22 protein-coding genes are annotated in these 20,820 nt (G+C 45.5%); 8 read left to right on the forward strand and 14 right to left on the reverse strand.

Annotated elements, in window-relative coordinates; genetic code table 11:
* Positions 1-17 precede the first annotated feature (17 nt).
* The 10 genes from BLHYD_RS13635 to BLHYD_RS13680 all read right to left on the reverse strand — a co-directional run bounded on the left by BLHYD_RS13635 (position 18) and on the right by BLHYD_RS13680 (position 10,165).
* Entirely contained in the window at positions 18-950 is a 933-nt protein-coding gene (locus BLHYD_RS13635) for a transketolase family protein (RefSeq protein ID WP_005950146.1), read from the reverse strand.
* 3 nt (positions 951-953) lie between these two features.
* Positions 954-1,784: a transketolase gene (locus tag BLHYD_RS13640; protein ID WP_021845067.1), complete on the reverse strand. Its 831-nt coding sequence runs from the start codon at positions 1,782-1,784 to the stop codon at positions 954-956.
* Positions 1,785-1,868: 84 nt separating this feature from the next.
* A complete protein-coding gene (locus BLHYD_RS13645; protein WP_005950143.1) occupies positions 1,869-3,146 on the reverse strand; it encodes a TRAP transporter large permease in 1,278 nt (425 codons plus the stop codon).
* Positions 3,146-3,619 carry a TRAP transporter small permease gene (locus BLHYD_RS13650; RefSeq protein ID WP_005950141.1) on the reverse strand — a complete coding sequence of 158 codons (474 nt, stop codon included), beginning with the start codon at positions 3,617-3,619 and terminating at the stop codon, positions 3,146-3,148. Before BLHYD_RS13650 ends, BLHYD_RS13645 begins: the two co-directional genes overlap by 1 nt.
* Positions 3,620-3,643: 24 nt before the next feature.
* Complete coding sequence (locus BLHYD_RS13655; protein ID WP_005950139.1) at positions 3,644-4,699, reverse strand: DctP family TRAP transporter solute-binding subunit; 1,056 nt, start codon at positions 4,697-4,699, stop codon at positions 3,644-3,646.
* Between the two features lie 575 nt (positions 4,700-5,274).
* The gene (locus BLHYD_RS13660; RefSeq protein ID WP_005950137.1) at positions 5,275-5,466 is read right to left on the reverse strand and encodes a hypothetical protein; all 192 of its coding nucleotides are present in this window, start codon (positions 5,464-5,466) and stop codon (positions 5,275-5,277) included.
* Between the two features lie 98 nt (positions 5,467-5,564).
* On the reverse strand, positions 5,565-6,923 hold the full coding sequence (gene rlmD, locus BLHYD_RS13665) for a 23S rRNA (uracil(1939)-C(5))-methyltransferase RlmD (RefSeq protein ID WP_005950135.1): 1,359 nt from the start codon (positions 6,921-6,923) through the stop codon (positions 5,565-5,567).
* Between the two features lie 364 nt (positions 6,924-7,287).
* The gene (locus BLHYD_RS13670; RefSeq protein WP_040350801.1) at positions 7,288-7,521 is read right to left on the reverse strand and encodes a hypothetical protein; all 234 of its coding nucleotides are present in this window, start codon (positions 7,519-7,521) and stop codon (positions 7,288-7,290) included.
* A gap of 223 nt (positions 7,522-7,744) precedes the next feature.
* Positions 7,745-9,958, reverse strand: coding sequence for a DNA helicase PcrA (pcrA, locus tag BLHYD_RS13675; RefSeq protein WP_005950129.1), 2,214 nt, complete (start codon positions 9,956-9,958; stop codon positions 7,745-7,747).
* A 51-nt stretch (positions 9,959-10,009) separates the two neighbouring features.
* Positions 10,010-10,165: a hypothetical protein gene (locus BLHYD_RS13680; protein WP_005950127.1), complete on the reverse strand. Its 156-nt coding sequence runs from the start codon at positions 10,163-10,165 to the stop codon at positions 10,010-10,012.
* A gap of 190 nt (positions 10,166-10,355) precedes the next feature.
* Here BLHYD_RS13680 and BLHYD_RS13685 point away from each other — a divergent pair, with 190 nt between their 5' ends.
* The 5 genes from BLHYD_RS13685 to BLHYD_RS13705 all read left to right on the forward strand — a co-directional run bounded on the left by BLHYD_RS13685 (position 10,356) and on the right by BLHYD_RS13705 (position 14,170).
* Entirely contained in the window at positions 10,356-10,982 is a 627-nt protein-coding gene (locus BLHYD_RS13685; RefSeq protein WP_005950126.1) for a DUF1836 domain-containing protein, read from the forward strand.
* A 236-nt stretch (positions 10,983-11,218) separates the two neighbouring features.
* Positions 11,219-11,743 carry an RNA polymerase sigma factor gene (locus BLHYD_RS13690; RefSeq protein WP_021845062.1) on the forward strand — a complete coding sequence of 175 codons (525 nt, stop codon included), beginning with the start codon at positions 11,219-11,221 and terminating at the stop codon, positions 11,741-11,743.
* Positions 11,733-12,107 (forward strand): hypothetical protein, encoded by a 375-nt coding sequence (locus BLHYD_RS13695; protein WP_005950120.1) that lies wholly within the window; start codon positions 11,733-11,735, stop codon positions 12,105-12,107. The genes BLHYD_RS13690 and BLHYD_RS13695 overlap by 11 nt, the downstream gene beginning before the upstream one ends.
* A gap of 401 nt (positions 12,108-12,508) precedes the next feature.
* Positions 12,509-12,997, forward strand: a complete 489-nt coding sequence (locus BLHYD_RS13700) for a hypothetical protein (protein WP_242648402.1) — start codon at positions 12,509-12,511, stop codon at positions 12,995-12,997.
* Between the two features lie 114 nt (positions 12,998-13,111).
* Positions 13,112-14,170, forward strand: a complete 1,059-nt coding sequence (locus BLHYD_RS13705; protein WP_021845060.1) for a PTS sugar transporter subunit IIC — start codon at positions 13,112-13,114, stop codon at positions 14,168-14,170.
* Between the two features lie 269 nt (positions 14,171-14,439).
* Here the strand turns inward: BLHYD_RS13705 and BLHYD_RS13710 are convergent, their stop codons facing one another.
* Both BLHYD_RS13710 and BLHYD_RS13715 read right to left on the reverse strand, forming a co-directional pair.
* Entirely contained in the window at positions 14,440-14,748 is a 309-nt protein-coding gene (locus BLHYD_RS13710; protein ID WP_005950114.1) for a YerC/YecD family TrpR-related protein, read from the reverse strand.
* A gap of 168 nt (positions 14,749-14,916) precedes the next feature.
* Positions 14,917-15,639: a phosphatase gene (locus BLHYD_RS13715; RefSeq protein ID WP_005950113.1), complete on the reverse strand. Its 723-nt coding sequence runs from the start codon at positions 15,637-15,639 to the stop codon at positions 14,917-14,919.
* A gap of 496 nt (positions 15,640-16,135) precedes the next feature.
* On the opposite strand from BLHYD_RS13715, the gene BLHYD_RS13720 reads away from it, so the two are divergent.
* From BLHYD_RS13720 to BLHYD_RS13730, 3 genes are all read left to right on the forward strand, one after another.
* Entirely contained in the window at positions 16,136-17,287 is a 1,152-nt protein-coding gene (locus BLHYD_RS13720) for an NAD(P)-dependent malic enzyme (protein ID WP_005950109.1), read from the forward strand.
* Entirely contained in the window at positions 17,287-18,213 is a 927-nt protein-coding gene (gene mnmL / locus BLHYD_RS13725; protein WP_005950107.1) for a tRNA modification radical SAM protein MnmL/YtqA, read from the forward strand. Before BLHYD_RS13720 ends, mnmL begins: the two co-directional genes overlap by 1 nt.
* 64 nt (positions 18,214-18,277) lie before the next feature.
* A complete protein-coding gene (locus BLHYD_RS13730) occupies positions 18,278-18,793 on the forward strand; it encodes a DUF4364 family protein (RefSeq protein ID WP_021845056.1) in 516 nt (171 codons plus the stop codon).
* Here BLHYD_RS13730 and BLHYD_RS13735 read toward each other — a convergent pair.
* Entirely contained in the window at positions 18,790-20,109 is a 1,320-nt protein-coding gene (locus tag BLHYD_RS13735) for a replication-associated recombination protein A (protein WP_005950103.1), read from the reverse strand. The genes BLHYD_RS13730 and BLHYD_RS13735 overlap by 4 nt on opposite strands.
* A gap of 15 nt (positions 20,110-20,124) precedes the next feature.
* Complete coding sequence (locus tag BLHYD_RS13740; protein ID WP_005950101.1) at positions 20,125-20,808, reverse strand: polysaccharide deacetylase family protein; 684 nt, start codon at positions 20,806-20,808, stop codon at positions 20,125-20,127.
* Between the last annotated feature and the right edge of the window lie 12 nt (positions 20,809-20,820).

Here is a 20,820-nt window from a genome sequence, read left to right on the forward strand (position 1 = left end):
TTTTCTGTCTCCTCCTTTCACCATTCCTGCTTTGCCAGCGCCACGAGATGTTCTACAGTGATTCCATTGATTTCCAGCAGTCTCTCATAAGGAGCCGACATTCCGAATTGGTCTTGAATTCCCACTCGTTTTACTTTTGCGTCGCCAGCTTCCGCCGCGATCTCACACACAGCGCTGCCCAGCCCGTTCAGGATGTTGTGATCCTCTACCGTGATAATACGGCCAATGTCACGGACACAGTCTAAAACCGCCTTTTCATCCAGTGGTTTGAGCGTGTGCATATCCAGAACTCTCGCGGATATTCCTGCCTTTTCCAATTCTTTTTGCGCTTCCAGTGCAAGATGGACCGTATCTCCAATGGCAATCATTGCCACATCCCTGCCCTCTGTGAGCCTTTTCGCTTTGCCGATTTCAAACTTTGTATTCTCATCATAGATCACCGGAACCGCATCCCTGGTAAATCTCAGGTACATCGGCCCATAAGTATTTGCCGCTTCCTTTACCAGTGCCTTGGCGGCGTAGTAATCCGCAGGCATCATGACTGTCATATTGGGAATCGTGCGGTAGACCCCCATATCCTCAATACTCTGATGGCTCGCGCCATCGTTGGCCGGAGTAACGCCTCCGTGGGAGCAGGCAATCTTCACATTCAGATTGGGATAGCACACCTCCTGACGAATCTGCTCCCCCATACGAAGGCTTCCAAACACCGCATAAGTAACCACAAAAGGGATAATCCCCGTCGTCGCCAGGCCGGCTGCGACCCCCGCGCCGTTTTGTTCCGCGATTCCCACATTGACATGCTGGGCTGGCAGCTCCTTGGAAAACGCCCCTGTCTTGCAGGATTTTCCAATATCAATATCTACCACATAGATATCCGGGTTGGTTTTTCCAATCTCCAAAATCGCATCCCCAAAACCGTCTCTCGTCGCTCTCTTGTTCTCTCCCATCTTTTACAGTCCCCTTTCCAATTCTTCCATAGCAGTCCGATACTGTTCCTCGTCAGGCGCCATTCCATGCCAGCCCAACTGATCTTCCATGTAGGATACACCCTTTCCCTTGACGGTACGGGCATTGATGCATTTAGGCCGTCCAGTCTTTGAGGCTTTGATTTTGTCCAGAGTCTCCACGATCTCTCCCATGTCGTTTCCGTCAATCTCATAGGTCTCAAAGCCAAATTCTCTCATCTTCTGTGTCAAATTAAGATGAGGAATAAGCTGCTCACAAGGACCATCCAACTGAAGACGATTATTGTCGATCATCATCGTTAAATTATCTAATTTCCAGGCACTGGCCGCCATCACAGCCTCCCAGATCTGTCCTTCATCTAACTCGCCGTCGCCGGTCAGCACGAACACGCGGTAATCCTCCCCTCTTCTCTTCGCTGCCAATGCCATTCCCACACCGCAAGAAAGTCCTTGCCCGAGAGACCCTGTAGAGATGTCAATGCCAGGACACTTTTTCATATCTGGGTGCCCCTGCAAAATGGACCCCTCCTGCCTCAAAGTGTGCAGATGGCTTTCCTCAAAATAACCCAATCGTCCCAGCGCCGCATACTGTATCGGACACGCATGTCCCTTTGACAGAATAAAGCGGTCTCTCTCAGGCCATCTAGGTTCTTTTGGGTTAATATTTAATTCTCGGTAATACAGTGCCGCCACAAGGTCAGCTGCCGAGAGCGCGCCCCCTGGATGCCCAGACTGCGCTTCATAAATCATAGTCAGAGCGGTCTTTCTCAATTCCTTTGCCCGTTCTTTCAGCTCTTCCACACTCACGTTTTTCATTTTTCCACCTCTCTTTGTCCTACTTCCAATGTTGGACATTATATTCTATTTTTTTTCCAATGCAGCTATGCATTGGAAGAATTATCATTTGACCAGATTCGGAATCGCCATCGAAATCTGCGGGATATATGTCACCAGCAATAAGGTGAGAATGGATACCGCCACAAAAGGCAGCACTGCCTTGGATATGTCTTTCAATGACACATCCGCGATTCCGCATCCTACATACAGGTTGACTCCCACCGGCGGCGTAACCAGCCCGATCGCCATATTCATAACCATAATACACCCTAGGTGCACCGCATCAATTCCCAGACTTGCCGCAACCGGAAAGAGAATCGGTACAAAAATGTAAGAGGCCGAGTTTGCGTCGATAAAACAACCTGCAATCAATAAAATAACGTTGATAATCAGCAAAAAGATGTACTTATTTCCATTGCAAATGTCAATCAGCATATTGCTGGCGGAAGCCGCCATGCCTGTGACCGTCAGCACCCAGGCAAACAAGCTGGCTGTGCCTACGATGAACATGACGACCGCAGTCTGAGACACCGAATCTTTTAAAATCTCCAGGATATCTCTGATGCGAATGGATTTATAGATGAACAGCCCCACCAACAGTCCATACAGCGCGGATACCGCTGCGGCTTCCGTCGGTGTGAAGATTCCCCCGTAGATACCTCCCAAAATAATAACCGGCATCATCAGTCCCCAGAACGCATCCTTGAATGAGCTCCAGCGTTCTTTGGCAGACGCTTTCGGCATCAGTTTCAGTTCTCTCTTTCGGCTCATCCACATCATGGCCGTCAGCAGCAAAGCTCCCATGAGAATCCCCGGCACGATACCTGAGGCAAACAAAGAACCCACAGAAGTTCCTGTGATAGAACCGTAGATTACGAAGGTGATCGAAGGCGGAATGATGATGCCGATGGCGCCGCTGGTAGACATCAAGGCTGTAGAACTGGCTTTGTCATACCCTGCCTTCACCATGGCCGGAATGATAATCATACCCAGCGCCGCCACTGTCGCGGGACCTGAACCAGAGATCGCCGCAAAAAAGCAGGCCACGATTACGCACACCAGAGCCATTCCACTCTTTCTGTGTCCGACCAACGATTTGCAGAAATCAATCAGTCTCTGGGAAATACCGCTCTTCTCCATGATATTTCCTCCCAGAATAAAGAAAGGAATCGCCAGGAGTACAAATTTGCTGGTTGCGGAGTACATATTGATAGTCACCATAGAAACCGGCAGATTCTCATATAACAAGGTGAGAATACTGGAAATCCCCAGCAAAAGTCCGATGGGTACGTTCAGCAAAAGCAGAACAAAAAACGCTCCAAACAGTATTAGGCCTGCCATCAGCTCTTCTCCTCCTTCCCTTTTAGATCGCGGATAAATAATTGCATGTACCGTACAGTCAGTACGGCTCCGCTGACGGGTACAAAAGCTCCCATCATCCACTCCGGCCACTGCATACCGGCAGTCACCAGCTTCAGTTCATATTCCAAGGCCGCCATAGAGATTCCAAATCCCAACAAAACCAGCCCAAATACCGTTCCCAGTAAATGTCCCAACAGAACACATCCTTTTTGGACTTTTTCAGGCAGCAAATCTGTCAACACCGTCAGCCCCAGATGGGCGCCTCTTTTGGCTGCCACAGCAGCGCCGCTCAGGCTGATTATCACCAGGCCCAGAGCAGTCAATTCCTCTACAAAAGGCATGGAACTTTTGAATACATATCTCGCGAACACATTGATACAGGTGAGAACCATCATGGCCAGCAGAAGCAATCCGCAGATATTATCCTCAATTTCTTTCAAAAATTTCTTCATCCCGCCATCTCCTTTCTCTGAAATTTATTCCGCGCCAAATGCCGCACAGGCATTACTTCCATAGAGCTCTTTGTATTTCTCCTCCAAAGGCAGGACTGCCGCTTTGAAGTCGGCAATATCTTCTTCTGTCAATTCATAGATCTCACAGCCATTTTCCGCTGTAAACTTCTCTTCCAGCGTAGCCTCTTCCTCTATGATCTCCTGATTAATTTCCTTTGTGGCTTCCTCCACACATTCCCGAATCAGATTCTGTGTATCCTCATTCAAGACATCAAACCGTTTCTGATTTGCCATCACAGTGAAAGCCTCATAGGTATGCTTGGATATCGTGATATATTTTTGTACTTCCTGGACATTTCCCGAGTTGATGGTGGTGAGAGAGTTGTCGTGTCCGTCGATGGTTCCTTGCTGAAGCGCTGTAAATACTTCCGACCAGGACATGGCCTGCGGAGATGCGCCAAGCATCGAATAAAAGTCGCTGAAGAAACTGCCTCCTGGTATTCTTATTTTCAGCCCTTTGAGATCTTCTGGCTTCTGAATTGGATGCTTGCTGTTCGTGATCGCTTTGAATCCATTGTGGACAGCGCCCAGGTAGTAAACTCCCTTCTCCTGCAAAATCGAATCTATGTACTCTCCGCCTTCTCCGTAAAAAGCGTCCTCCGCTTCCTGGTAGTCCGAAAATAGCCACGGCAGCGTACTGACCATCAGCCGGTTATCCAAATTTGAGATGACACTGGTAGAGTGAATATCCAAATCAACAGTTCCGTTGCACAGCATTTCCAGCCCCTTGGACATATTTCCTCCAGACAACTGATCGTTGGTAAAAACTGTCATCGTCACTCTTCCTCCGGACTTCTCACTGAGCTTATCCGCGATCCGATAGGCCGCCTTTGCGTCATTCGCGGTCTCCGTTCCATTACAGCTCAGCCTCAGTTCCACTTCCTCGAATTTTTCGTACGCCCCATCCGATACAGTGCCGCTCCCGGCTGAATCCGTCTCTTTTCCGCAGCCTGCCAGAAAAACCGGTACCAGAAACGCAGCCATACAAACCGTCATCGTTAGTTTCCCTACTTTCCTCATACGTTCTCTCCTTTGCCCTTAAATATCCAACATCCGATGTTGGGTTTTATTATAGAGGTAAGTATTCAAATTGTCAATACGTTTTCACGTTTTCGACAGTATTGACATTTATAATTAGATTTTTTTGTGCTATTTTCCCTAATTACACGTCCTTAGCGGAACATTTTTCGTTTCATAGGGATACAGTTTCCTATGAAACAAAAAAAGGCCTTGCAGACACTACGTGCCTGCAAGGCTAAAAAATAGGATTAACTGAATACTCATACCCAGACCCAGTGGATATGAAATGTTCGGACAAAACGTACTATATCATACTTTTCCAAAATCTGCAAGCTATTTTTCAGACCGCTTTGTCGAGTTCATAAGCTTGGTTACACTTCAGGTCTTCAAGATCTAGCGAGTTTTTTTGTACATTTCGTACAAAAATCCCGAGACATACTCGCGCCACACTGCTGTTTACAGCAGTTTGTGTACATCACAAAACGTATTACTGCTCACGAACCGCAAGTGAGTGAACAGTAACTAAGCTTGCTTTAGCGTAGGATGCCTTGTAATCGCACCTACTTCGTCCCCCTTCATTCTCCGCAGCCGCCGACAAAAGGATAGATGTCATCAAACGCATATTCTGAACCGTACAGTGAATTTGCTCTGTCCAACAAAGTCTTCGTCTGTCCCGCCATCTCGAAATAGTAGATCGGCGTCGCAAAGGCGGTCACTCTCTCTCCTGCTCTTAAACAGGCCAGATATCCTCTACAAAACTCTGCCATTCAGCTGCTTTCTTTGATTTTCTGCTCAATTCTATTTTGCGGGTGGCAAATGGGTGGCAAATAGACTGAACCACCACATAAGAACCCCGAAAATCCGCTTATTTTCGTTCTAAAAGGCAGATTGTCTCCACATGCACCGTCTGACAAAATTGGTCCACCGCCGTACATTTCTCCACCCGATACCCTCGCTCTTGGAACAATTCCAAGTCCCTGGCCAGGCTGGTCACTTTACAAGAGATGTAGACGATTCTGTCCACGCCATAATCCAAAATCTTTGGTAGCGCCTTAGGGTGAATTCCATCCCGCGGCGGGTCCAAGACAATCATATCCGGTTTTTCCTCCAGTTCGTCCAGCACTCTCAACACATCACCGGCGATAAACCTACAGTTTTTTAGGCCATTCATCCTCGCATTTTCCCGGGCCGCTTCCACGGCCTCCTCCACAATTTCCACACCCACCACTTCTTTGGATACCTCGGCAAGAATCTGAGAAATTGTCCCTGTACCGCTGTACAGGTCAAATACCACTTTATCCTTGGTCTCTCCCACGTAACTGCGGACAATATTATAGAGTACCTCCGCAGCCAGAGTATTAGGCTGAAAAAAAGAAAAGGTGCTAATTTTAAACTTCAATCCCATTAAAGTCTCGTAGAAATAGTCCTGCCCATATAAAATCCTGGTCTCGTCACTCTTGACCACATCCGAGAGAGAATCATTGATGATATGCATAATCCCGACAATTTTTCCCTCCAATCCAAGGCCCAAAAGCTCCTGCTTCAGAGGTGTCAAATCGTGTTCCTCCTGGCTGGTTGTAACTAAATGCACCAGAATTTCCCCGGTGGTTGTTCCCCGCCGCAGCAGCAAATGTCTCAGATAACCCATATGCTGCATCTTTTTGTAATAGGAGACCTTTCTGTCTCGGAAATATTCCCACACACAGGTCAATATTTTTGTCATATCCTGATGCACCAACTGACAATCCCCGGCTGTAAGCACATCATAAGTACTGCCCTTTTTATGCAAGCCAAGCGTCAGAGGGCCGTCTTTCTCAGCATCCCCAAAAGAAAACTCCATCTTGTTTCGATAGTGAAATTCCTGCGGACTTCCATAAATATTTTCATACTCATATTCCCCCAAAACTGCCCTGTCCAGGATCTCTTTTACCTGGGCCTGCTTCATCTTCAGCTGCTCTTCATAGGGCATTGTCTGGTACATGCACCCTCCACAGTCGGGGAAAACACTGCAAACCGGCTCCCGTCTCTCCAAAGGCGACTTTTCCAACACCTCCAGAAGTCTGCCTTCCAAACGTTTTCCCCGTTTTTTGTTAATCACAAAACGAACCTTCTGTCCAGGTATCCCATTTTTTACTATGACTGTCTCTCCCTCCACAGTCGCTTTTCCCCTATTGGGAAATTCTACCTTCTCAATAATTCCCTCACAGATACAACCTTTTTTCACAATAACCTCCGTGTCCTCTATTTTTATCTGTCCTCTCAGCCGACAGCTCCTATGTCACTGAGAATGCCGCTGATACAGTTCCACGTGACAAAAAGAGGGCGTTGCACAATTGCCGAAAACCATTTCTAAAATACATCAGCCATGTATTCTCAAAACGATCTCCGAAAATTGTGCAGCGCCCCCTCACACCTTGTTGCATGGGCCCGCAGGCCCTCCTTCTTCTACAGCAGATCTGCCGGCTGCTGCTTCTCATTCTTATATACACAGAAAGCCTCACCGCCGACAGATTTCCACTTATTTAAATCTTCCATCCATCTCTGGGGCAGAAAAAATATTCTCTCTCAGAGCTTCTCTCTTACGTATGTTATTTTTCGTCTTTGTCGTCATCCTCATCTTCAAAATAATCGTCGAAGTCATCGTCAAAATCTTCTTCAAAATCTTCCAGATAATCCGGTGCAAAGAAACGGTACACTGCATAAGCGATTCCTGCTACTGCTGCCACTGCTCCGATGATAGCCAACGCCCAGAGAACTGCATTCTTCTGTTTTTCATCCTCTTTCTTGTTCAGTGATGTTAATAAATCCTCCAGCTTATTCATGTTCATCATTAAACACCTTCTTTCCTAATATTATCCGCTGCATCATATTTGGAAACCCCAAACCAATTTTTCACCGCTCCTGAGCATTTGGAAGAGCAGTCAACAGCGGTTCTAACTTCTCTTATTATATCACTATCTCATGCTTTTTACCAGATTTTCTTTCAAGTAATAAAAATAATTGGTAGCTATTTAGCCATGTAAGCTCAGATTCACAGCAGCCGGTTCAAATCTTCTTTAGCTTCGCAAAACTAGCAAACATTTTTTTCACTCCCACCTGGTCAAAATCCACCGTAACCTCATAGTCTTTTCCGCCTTCTACGATATTTTTCACAATTCCTACTCCAAATTTGACATGTCGCACCGTATCTCCCACCTCATAACTTAGTTTGTCTGCCTTTTTCACTTCAAACTGTCTGGGCTGGAACGCTTTCGCCCGAAATGCCTCCCTCATCTGCGCATATGTATTGTTTCTCGGCACTTCCGTTTTTATCTCTTTTTTCTCAATTTTGTGTCCCATATCCACAACTTCCCTGGGAAGTTCGTAGATAAATCTGGATACCTTATTATATTGCGCCTGGCCTCGAATCATTCTCTGCTGCACACTTGTCATCGTCAGATCTTTCATCGCCCTCGTGATACCAACATAACAAAGCCGCCGCTCTTCCTCCATATCGCCTGGATCTTCCGAACCAATCGTCATATAACTTGGAAAAATACCGTCTTCCATCCCCGCCAGATACACCTGTGAAAATTCCAATCCTTTGGCGCTGTGCAAAGTCATCAACAACACATGGTCCTGATTGGGGTCCACTGTGTCAATATCCGCGACCAGGGCTACTTCCTCAAGAAATCCTCCAAGCGTAGGATTCTCACTTTCTTTGTCATAAGTGGTAGCCTTTGTAATCAACTCATCAATGTTCTCGATTCTGGCCCTTGACTCATCTGTATCCTCCGCAATCAAGTCCTGAACATACCCCGTCCTTTCGATAACATCGTCTAAAAGCTCACTGACTGAAAAGCTTCTCTGCTCACTGCGAAGACTCTGAATCATCGTGACAAAAGGCTGTATCTTCACTGCCGCTCTTCCCAGCTTCGGTATTTTTTCTGCCTCTTTGAGCGCGTCATAAAAACTGATATCCTGTTCCGTCGCATACTCCTGAACCCTCAACAGTGTCGTGGCTCCAATCCCTCTTTTGGGGATATTGATAATTCTGCGGACAGCCAGATCATCCTTTGCATTGTCTACCGTCTTCAGATAACTGAGCAGATCTTTGATTTCCTTGCGGGCATAGAAATTCACTCCCCCTACCAGTCTATAAGGAATGTTCGCCATCAAAAATTTTTCTTCAAACAAACGCGACTGAGCATTCGTCCTATATAAAACTGCACAGTCTCGATAACTGCAAATACCCTCTCGATGCTTCTGGGCGATGTCCCCCACCACATATTCCGCTTCCTCAAATCCACTCAAAAAATGCCGAAAATGGACCTTATTTCCCTCTTCATTGTCTGTCCAGAGTGTCTTAGGTTTTCTCTGTGCGTTATTTTGAATCACCTCATTTGCCGCCTGAAGAATGTTTTTGGTAGAACGATAATTTTGTTCCAACCGAATTACCTTTGTATTGGAAAATACCCGCTCAAATCCTAAGATGTTCTCAATATTCGCTCCTCGAAACTTATAGATAGACTGATCATCGTCGCCTACGACACACAAGTTTTGATATTTAGACGCCAGTAGGCTCACGAACTGAAACTGCGCCAGATTGGTATCCTGATATTCGTCCACCATAATATAGCGAAATCTCTCCTGATAAGATTCCAAAACTTCTGGACAGCTCTGAAACAGCTCCACGGTCTTCATGATTAAATCGTCAAAATCCAGTGCGTTGTTTCTGCGAAGCTGAGTCTGATACTCCTTGTATACTTCGGCCACTCTCATTTTGCTGTAATCGCCTTGACTGTTCAGTTCGAATTCTTCCGGACTTACCAACTGGTCCTTCGCGTGAGAAATCTGGGCTAAAAGGGCACGCTCTTTGTATAACTTGGTATCAATCTGAAGTCGCTTACAGATATCCTTCATCAATGACTTCTGGTCATCTGCATCATAAATAGTAAAACGATTGTCAAATCCAATTCGATCAATGTATCGCCTCAAAATACGCACACAAGTGGAATGAAAAGTCGTCACCCAGACGCTCTCCGAACCAAAACCTACGATCTGGTCCACCCGTTCTTTCATCTCCTGTGCTGCCTTGTTCGTAAAGGTAATCGCCATAATATTCCACGGATTTACGCCTTTTTCTTCTATCAGATAGGCTATCCGGTGAGTCAAAACCCTGGTCTTGCCTGAACCAGCCCCTGCCAAAATCAACAGAGGTCCCTCTGTCTGACACACTGCCTCTTTCTGTTGTGGATTTAAATTCTCATAAATGCTCATGTAAATCTCCCATCTATTCTAAACCAATATTGTCTCTCTCGTCCTCACCTGCTATGTCCTACAGAAAACACAGCCTTCTTTAATTCCACAGACATTATACCATGCCCCTAGTCCTTCGTCCACATGAATGACATTCCCCCACAGACAGCGCCTTGGTACGAGGGACAAGCTCAGCTCATACTGATGTCCGCTCGCATAAACATACAAGTATGTTTTCTCCTTCACAGTCCTGATTCAAACTTCAGCACTGCATCTTACATGCGAGCACAACGTCTCTGTGCTGAAGTTTAAATCGGCTGTGAATAGTAACTATCTATTGCTAAATTCTTAAAATTCAGCATCAAAAAGCTTTACAAGTAGTATTCAAAACTATATAATAAAGAAACGAGGTGATATTATGACTATTGACACAAAAAATGTAATCAACAGCATTCTGGAGAGCATTTCCCGAATCGACTATATCAAACCGGAAGATCTCCCTGAAATTGATCTTTATATGGATCAGGTCACCACTTTTATGGAGACGAAATTGAAATCTTCCAAACGCTATTCTGATGACAAAGTGCTGACCAAAACGATGATTAACAACTATGCGAAAAACGGCCTTTTACCATCCCCAGAAAAGAAAAAATATTCCAAAGAACATCTGCTTCTCCTTATCTTTATCTATTATTTCAAAAACATACTGTCTATCAATGACATTCAAACTCTTCTGGCTCCGATTACTGAAAAATATTTTCGCACAGACAATGAATTTGATCTGACCAAAGTCTACTCGGAAGTCTTTAGCATGGAACACAGTCAAATCGAATATCTAAAGAAGGACCTACTAAAGCGTTACAACATTGCAGACCAGACATTTCAGGATTCACCGGAAGAAGACCGGCAATTTCTGCAGCAATTTTCTTTCATTTGCCTTCTCAGTTTCGACGTCTACTGTAAAAAATTGTTAATCGAAAAACTCGTGGACGGCATGGTTCCGCCCACGAAACACAAAGAAAAAAAATCTAAGAATAAGTCCTAAAAATTTGACACAATGGAGACGATAAAACTCTCTGTTTCCATTGTGTCAATATTTTTCTCCTTTTTGCACCTTCTCACATAGCACAATTCTTTTCTTCTACAGATCATTTAAAATTCCCTTGCCCCGCCCGCTGCCATATTTGCGCCGGACTTACCACGCAAAAAATTTTTTTCTAAAAATGAACCATTCCTAAAATGGCGACGAATATAGAGTGAACAGGTAATGGAGGTGAAACCTTGGACGCGAAAGAAGTGGAAAAATGTATTGATGAATTTGGCACAGATATCTACAGATTCTGCCTGAAACTCTGTATGAACAAAACCGAAGCCGAAGACCTGTATCAGCAGACTTTTCTGAAGGCTTTAGAAGGCATCTGGTCTCTTGACTGGGAGAAAAATCCAAAAGCTCTGCTTTTCTCCCTTGCCCACAATCTTTGGAAAAGCGACAGGAGAAAACAGGCTCGTCGAAATTCCATCGCTCCTTGCAGTACTTTGGACGATGAGACGGCAAATACACTGCATTCAGAAGAAAATATAGAGGAAATTTTCTCGCAGAGGGAGTTAATCTCCACAGTCAACGGAATCATTCAAAATCTTCCTGAGAAAATCCGGATACCGCTGACATTGTTTTACCTCTCTGATTTTTCCATAGAACAGATTGCAGAGATACTAAAGAAACCGCCTGGAACCATAAAAAGTAGATTGTTTAAAGGTAGACGCCTGATAAAAAAAAGATTGGAGGAAGCTGGCTATGAAGGATAACCATTTTAACACCGAGTTGGATAAAATTATCAGAGCTTCAATGAGAATCGACGACGAGCCTTCTCAGGAATTAAACAATTCCCTGAAACTTAACCTGCACCGACAGGAAATGAATAAAAAAGCGCCCGCCGTATATTCCTTGTCCCTTTGGTATTTACCAATGACATTAAATTTTGTCATCTTCTCTTTATTGGCAGTTGCCGCGCAATTGGTGATCGTTAATCCCTATCTATCCATACTCGTCACGGGTACCTGTCTCTACTTGGGTATTGCCGGTGTTTTGCTCACGATAGTCGGAGTCAGAAGAACCCGTTTAAAGGAAGATATCACCATTCACATTCAGAAAGGAGGTGCTTTGGCATGAACACCCAAAAAAAGAAACCACTTTTTCTCTATATCGGAATACCTATGATTTGTCTTCTGCTTTTTTTACGGTTGGTCTTATACTTTTTTAAAAGCGACGGCTTCAGTGGCCTTTCCATGCTATTCCCCATACTGCTTCTGTGTATTGTAACCTTTACGCTTTGCTCCTCCGCCTTTTTTGCAGCATGGGTATACCAAGACTGTAAAAAAAGAAGAGAAGACCCGATTCTATGGACAGCCATAGTCTTGATCGCGACGCCATTGATCGGACTTCTTATTTACTTTCTTCGCCGCCCGGAACCCAAGAAAATTTGTCCCACCTGCGGACATCGAATCTCTTTAAAAGCAAAATATTGCGAAGAATGCGGTAAATACGTTGAGAATAAGGAGGATATTACTACTATGTCAAAGCCAAAAACCCATCACCTAAAATTCATTGTTACCGGTACGGTCAGCATGGTGCTCATACTGGTATGTCTGGCAGTTTTTATCGTAAACGCAGCCGCTGGGAACGGAATAAACACAGACGTCACCTCAGACGAAAAAATTTGGAATCTCGGCACCATCCAGATGAATTCTAACATTTATCACAACGGTATCTGGAAGTTGGATTTTAAAAGTGCCAGCGACGGTTTCATCAAGGAAGAGCTTTTTTCCATACAAGCTCCTAAAACTCAAATGCTCTATGCCGATATCTCCTGCGGTACAGTCCCAGACGACGCGACGCTGACTCTGTGGCTTGTCCAAGATGAAACGGTACAGTCTTTTGATGTAACGGCCTTGTCAAAACCCTTAGAGCTTCCACTGAATCAGTTCAAAAATGGACAGCTATACGTCAGGCTTGAAATCCACGGCGTAAAAGACGTTACCTCAAAGATATTCCTCCAGTAACCCTCCTGGCAGCACCGCCTCTGAATATTTTATGTTGCGTTTTTTCAAAAAATGTGGTACGCTTTGTCAAGTGACAAGACACATGTATACACAATAATCAGAGGGGGATTCTCAATGAAAAAAATACTTAACCACATTTTCATTGATGGTTTAAGTGGCATGGCCCAAGGGCTTTTTGCTACCTTAATCATCGGCACAATCATTCAGCAAATTGGAACATTAATCGGCGGTAGCATCGGTGACACCATCTATGTGCTGGGAAAAGTGGCTGCTGCCATGACCAGCGCTGGCATTGGAGTAGGTGTTGCCTACCGCTTTAAAGAGAGTTCACTGGTGGTTTTATCTGCTGCCACCGCCGGCATGGTAGGCGGCTTCGCCAGTAAACTATTGGCACAAACTGTACTCACTGAGGACGGCTCCATGCTGTTTTCTGGGCCCGGGGAACCGCTGGGTGCCTTCGTAGCCGCTCTAGTAGGTATTGAAGTGGGCCACCTCGTATCCGGAAAAACAAAACTTGACATACTGGTGACTCCTCTAGTATCCATCCTGTCAGGCTCCGCCGTGGGATTGATCGCAGGGCCACCGATCTCTGCCTTTATGACTTGGCTAGGCAGTCTGATTAACTGGGGAACGGAGCAGCAGCCTTTCCTTATGGGAATTGTAGTCTCTGTCCTCATGGGAATGATTCTGACTCTTCCCATAAGTTCTGCCGCCCTCGGAATCATTTTGAATCTGTCCGGCATCGCCGCAGGAGCTGCCGTGATTGGATGCTGCTGCAACATGGTCGGTTTCGCTGTCGCCAGTTATCGTGAAAACAAGATTGGCGGACTTCTCGCCCAGGGGATCGGCACTTCCATGCTCCAGGTTCCAAATATTGTCAGAAAACCCATTATCTGGCTTCCGGCCATCCTCTCTAGCGCCATCTTAGGACCTGTGGGAACGATGCTTGCAAACATGCAGTGCAACGCCACTGGTTCCGGTATGGGTTCTGCTGGTTTTGTGGGGCAGATTATGACCTGGGAGACTATGGTTGCCTACGACTCTCCTATGGCAGTCCTGATCAAGATTTTGCTTTTGCAGTTTATTTTGCCGGCAGTAATCACTTTATTTTTCTCAGAACTCATGAGAAAGAAAGGTTGGATAAAATTGGGAGATATGAAACTGGAAATGTAAGAGGACAGAACAAAGTGGGTAAGCCCACATCTTCCAATCTTTAAGGGGGCATCCCTACTTTGCGCGCCGAGCACAGCCGCCTATGGTGGCTACCTCTCGTGCAAGTGCACATCCATAGCGAAGTGTTTATGTAATAGGAAAGGACTTTTACTCATTAGCGTGACAATGGCTTTCCTATTACATAAAAAAGAATCCTGCAAGTAGGATTCTCCGCTACCTAAAAAACTCTATGCAAATGGTTTTCCCATTTACATAGAGTTTTCTTCTTTTTATTCCTTGCTCTCTTTCTTTTGTTCCTCTAGTCTTTGGAACACCATCTCATAACCGTCATTTCCATAATTCAAAGAACGGTTTACTCGACTGATTGTCGCTGTGGACGCTCCTGTCTTTTCAGAAATGTCCAGATACGTGCGCTTGTCCATCAACATCTTCGCAACTTCAAACCGCTGAGATAAAGAAAGCAATTCATTGATCGTGCACACATCCTCAAAAAAAAGATAACACTCTTCTTTCGTCTTTAGGCTGAGTATTCCATCAAACAAATGGTCCACTGCTTCTGTCCTAATTTTTTTACCCATTACTTATTCTCCTTCGATCTGTTCTTGCTACCTTCCGTTTGTAAAAACGGTCACCCATAATAAAATTTCAAATAGAAATTCTATTTTTAATTTTATCACACTAAAATTGTACATTCAAGAAGTTTCCGCAATTTTCATTGATTTTTAATAATTGGCAAAAACCTTTTCTTAACTTCTATATTTATTTACATAGGGTTTCAGCGCTTCCACAGAACGGTTCAGCACCAATTCCTCAGGAAATTTTAATCTCTCTAACAAAGGATATATATTAGGGAAATCCCCGATCAGAGTGTCAAAATGCGCATCGCTGCTCATGACAATCGGCACCTTATATTCCATGCACAGTTCCAGCATAATCCAGTCATTCTCCTTTGCATTTTCTCGGGTACATTCCGGGTCCAGAGAATGGTTGTTGACTTCCAAAACTTTTCCGTAATCGGCTGCCGTCTTTACCAGTGCTCTGTAATCCACCGGAAAACGCCCGTCGTCAGGATGCCCTATGATATTTACCGCAGGGTTCTCCAACACTTTCTGGTATGCGTAAGTGTTTTCCGCCTTGCTCGCTGGCCTCATACACGGCGTATGCATACTGGCAATCACCAAATCCAGGCTCATCAGGTCCTTTTGACTTAAATCCAGATTTCCCTCGGAATCCATGATATTCACCTCTGACCCCAGCAAAAGTTCAATCCCATAGAGGGTTCTCGGAACTACCTTCAGATTGCGAAAATAAAAGGTCTGACAGCTGCCGGGCATTTTCGGCGCATGTTCTGTAATTCCCAACAGCTCCAGTCCCTTCTCAGCCGCAGCTTTCGCCATCTCTCTCAGCGAATTGTATGCATGTCCACTGGCTACTGTATGCGTATGAAGATCCATTACACTCTTTATCATTTCCTGCTTCCTCCATTCTGCCTGTAATCACTTCCCTGTGCCATATTTTTCATCTATTATACTTCCTATAGTACAAATTTACAAGTTTCCACTGTTTTTCTATATGTTCATGAGTGACAACCGCCGTCCGTTACTGTTCACTCACTTGCAACTCGTGAGCAGTAACACGCTTCGCGATGCACACAAATTGCTGTAAGCAGCAGTTTGGCGCAAGTAATTGTACCCGAAGTCTTTAACAGCAGTCTCATGACTTTGATTTTCCCTTGCACTTCCCAAAAACCAATGCTATTATTAATTATAAAAAAGAATCCTGTCTCACAGGATTCTTCGCCTGCCGTGGACTGTGTCAGCAATATTTTCATCTCCGCCGCAGTGCGATCCTACGGAGTACTTGTGTTATAGGGAAGGACTTTCACATATTCGCGTAATAAATTCTTTCCTATATATAGAACAAAGTAGACAAGCTATCATAATTCAGAAAGGTTGAGAAGATACTATGACTACAAATGAACAAGCTCTTTTGCTGCATGAACAGTGGAAAGGAAAATTAGAAACCGTCTCCAAAACGAAGATCAACACTCGTGAAGACCTTGCGCTCGCCTATACCCCCGGTGTCGCAGAGCCTTGTAAAAAAATTGCTGAGAATAAAGAGGATGTCTATAAATATACCATCAAATCCAATACCATCGCTGTGGTTTCCGATGGAAGTGCTGTCCTAGGACTAGGAAACATCGGCGCGCACGCCGCCTTGCCGGTTATGGAAGGAAAGGCTGTATTATTCAAAGAATTTGGCGGCGTCAACGCATTTCCGATCTGTCTGGACACACAGGATACTGATGAGATCGTCAAAGCTGTCATTCAGCTCGCTCCCGCTTTCGGCGGAATCAATCTGGAAGATATCTCTGCACCCCGCTGTTTCGAGATTGAAGAGCGCTTAAAAGCCTCTTTGGACATCCCGGTATTCCACGATGATCAACACGGAACTGCCATCGTCGTTCTGGCAGCCATTATTAACTCTCTGCGTATCACCGGAAAGAAAAAAGAGGAATGCCGCATCGTCATCAACGGTTCTGGAGCTGCCGGCATCGCCATCACAAAGCTCCTGCTGCGTTATGGTTTCCGTCATCTTATGCTCTGCGACAGCCAGGGAATCGTTTCCAGCAAATCGCCTCGCCTGAATGATATCAAAAAAGAGATGTTAAAGATCACCAATCTGGAGGATAAGACCGGAACTTTAGCCGACGCATTGGTGAGCGCCGATATCTTTATCGGTGTATCTGCCCCCAATGTGGTTACCTCCGAGATGGTAAAGACCATGAACACAGATCCGATTCTCTTTGCCATGGCAAACCCTGTTCCTGAGATACTGCCGGACGTGGCAAAAGCCGCCGGCGCGCGCATTGTAGGCACAGGACGCTCTGATTTTCCAAATCAGATCAACAATGTCGTGGCATTTCCAGGAATCTTCAAAGGCGCTTTAGAAGGACGGGCAAAACAGATCACAGAAGAGATGAAGCTGGCTGCTGCCGAAGCTCTAGCCTCTCTTGTCACAGATGAGCAATTGAACGAAGACTTTATCATGCCGGAGGCTTTTGACCCCAGAGTTGCGGAAGCGGTCAGTGAGGCCGTAAAAGCTCATATTCAATAATGCGCTGGGGAGAAAAGCCTTACCATTCCTTGGATTATATGCTCCGGGAAAAATTTCATGAAAAAGTATATAAAGTGACCTTAAATGGCGGGATGACCTGCCCCAATCGCGACGGAACCTTAGACAGCCGGGGCTGCATTTTCTGCAGTGCCGGCGGTTCCGGGGATTTTGCCGCCTCTGCCGACCTGTCAATCACAGAACAGATCGAGAGCCAAAAAGCAATGCTCTCTCAAAAACGGCCCATCCGAAAATACATCGCTTATTTTCAGGCTTACACAAATACCTACGGGGAGCTTTCCTACCTTCGCTCGATCTTCCAGGAGGCGATCTCCCATCCCGATATCGTCGCTCTTTCCATAGGTACCCGTCCCGACTGTCTGGACACAGAGATTTTAGAACTTCTTGGACACCTAAACTGCCAAAAACCCGTCTGGATAGAGCTGGGCCTTCAGACAATGCATGAACGAACCGCACGTTACATTCGCCGCGGGTACCCGCTGTCTTGTTTTGAGGACGCGGTGAAGGACCTCCGCGCTCTGGACATCGACGTTATTGTCCACACAATCCTTGGACTGCCTGGGGAAACTTCTGAAGATATTCTTCAGACAATCCAATATCTGAATCGGCAAGACATACAAGGAATCAAGCTTCAGCTTCTCCATGTTTTAAAGGGAACCGACCTGGCCAAGGATTATCTTCAAGGGGCTTTTTCCACCTACAGCATGGAAGAATACTTGGATATCCTGATCTCTTGTCTGGAACATCTAAACCCTGAAATTGTCGTCCATCGTCTGACTGGAGACGGCCCTAGTGAGCTCTTACTCGCGCCTTTATGGGCCAGCCGAAAAAGGGAAGTTCTCAACCGTCTTCACCATGAGATGAAACAAAAGGAAACCTGGCAGGGACGGTGTGCCGGTACTACTTAACGCAGACACATTTTCCGCATTCTCCGCTGTCCAGGCTTTCATAGTAAGAAGGAAGGTAATTCAAATGGCAAAGCCTTTTACACTTTACAAACTGATTATTCTCTATATGTTAAACGAGGTAGATTACCCACTTACAAATTCTCAGATATCCGAATTTTTGCTGGAAAAAGAATACACGAATTATTTTCATCTCCAGCAGACTTTTTCGGAATTGGTGGACTCCAATCTCTTAGAGGTGAAGACTGTTCGAAACGCCTCTTACTACCGCCTCACAGAAGCTGGCAGAACAACTCTGTCCTATTTTGGCAAAGAGATCTCAGACACTATCAAGGAGGAAATTCAGAACTTTCTGAAGGAAAAAGGCTGCGAGATAAAGGACAGTACTTCCGTGTCTGCCGATTATTACAAATCCACAAATCAAGATTACCATGTCCGCTGTCAACTCAAAGAACGAGGAGCGGATATGCTGGATTTAACTCTGGCTGTCCCCACAAAAGAAGCGGCAGAAGCAATCTGCCGCCAGTGGTCCCAAAAACATCTAGAAATCTATGAACACTTAATGGAGACGCTTTTAAATTAAGCGTCTCCCTTTATTTTTCTTAAATATTCCTGAATTGTCTTTTCATATCCCAGCTCTCCAGGCACGTAAAAACGTGTCCCTAAAATCTCCGTCGGAAGATACTGCTGCTTTACATAGTGGTTGGGATACTCATGAGCATACCGGTATCCCACGCCTCGGCCTAGCTTCGTGTGTCCGCCATAGTGTGCGTCTTGAAGATGCGGCGGCACGGTAGTCTTTACATGTTTGACACTCTCCATCGCCGCACTGATCGCATTAACTGCCGCGTTACTCTTGGGCGCGCAAGCAATGTAGGATGCCGCCTGTGACAAAATAATCTGGGATTCCGGCATACCGACCCTCTCTACAGCCTGAGCTGCCGCCACAGCCACCATAATCGCGTGGGGGTCTGCATTTCCCACATCCTCCGAAGCGCATATCATAATTCTGCGGGCGATAAACTTGACATCCTCCCCTGCATAGAGCATCTTCGCCAGATAGTACACCGCCGCATCCGGGTCAGAGCCTCTCATACTCTTGATAAACGCCGAAATAATATCGTAGTGATTGTCTCCGCCCTTGTCATATCTCACAACCCGCTTCTGGATGCACTCCTGTGCCACTTCCAAGGTGATATGAATCCTTCCGTCATCTGACCTCTGGGTAGTCAAAATTCCTAATTCAATGGCATTCAAGGCAGTTCTAGCATCCCCACCTGCCATATCAGCCAAAAATTCTAACGCATCCTCGTCCAGATCTGCATGATAATTTCCCATACCTTTGACTGGATCTTTCACAGCCCTTCGAATCAGCGTCTTGATCTCCTCTTTTTCCAACTGCTTCAGCTCGAAAATCACAGATCTGGACAACAGCGCTCCGTTCACCTCAAAATAGGGATTCTCTGTAGTAGCTCCGATTAGAATAATCGTTCCGTCTTCCACAAACGGCAGCAAATAGTCTTGCTGTCCCTTGTTAAAACGATGAATCTCATCAATAAACAGAATCGTCTTTTTCCCAAACATACCTCGATCATTCTGCGCCTGCTTGATCACCGCTTCCATATCTTTCTTTCCAGCCACAGTGGCGTTGATCTGTGTAAAGTTGGCGCTGGTCGTGTTTGCAATGACCTTTGCCAAGGTCGTCTTCCCGGTGCCAGGTGGTCCATAAAAAATAATAGAACTGAGTTTATCCGCCTTAATTGCCCGATAGAGAAGCTTATCCTTGCCCACAATGTGTGTCTGCCCCACCACCTCTTCCAGTGTAGAAGGCCTCAGCCTAGAAGCCAGCGGAGATTCCTCCTCCATCGCTTTTTCCTTCGCATATTCAAACAAATCCATTCTGTCACGTTCCTTTCATTCCAAAATCATCTGATCTGCAGTTACAAACTGATACCCCTGCTCCAATAGATCATCTACGATTCTCAGAGCCGCCTCCACAGAACTGTCATAACAGTCGTGCAGCAGAATAATAGATCCATCGGCCACTTTTTTCTCTACATCCCGGACAATCCCTTCCACATCAGATCTTTGCCAGTCAATGGGATCTATATTCCAGAGAATCGGCAGCATCGTCACTTCAAACTCCAGCTCTTCCTGCCATTCTCCAAACGGGGGACGCACATAGGTCGGATATTCACCTGTGATCTCGTATATGGAATTGCTGGTTTTCTCTATCTCCTCTTTTGCCTGACTTTCTGATAGCTTAGACAGGTCCACATGACTATACGTATGATTTCCTATCAAATGGCCTTCCTGTTGTATCCTTCTGACTAAGTCCTCCTGTCCTTCCAGTTTTTTGCCAATCAAAAAAAATGTGACATGAACTTTTCGCTCTTTTAGCCCATCCAAAAGCTTGGGAGTATAGACGGGATCCGGACCATCATCAAAGGTCAGCGCCACTTTGGGTGCTGGCTCCGCTGCTGCCTCCCGAAAAACTTCCGAATACTCTCTGACATTAAAATGATTATAGCATAAAACCCCTAAGAACAAAAGCAAAGCCGAAGCTGCCCCCTGAAAGACCCTATCCTTTTTCTTCATAAATGATCTGCC

This window comes from Blautia hydrogenotrophica DSM 10507 (assembly GCF_034356035.1).
Taxonomy (GTDB): Bacteria; Bacillota; Clostridia; order Lachnospirales; family Lachnospiraceae; genus Blautia_A; species Blautia_A hydrogenotrophica.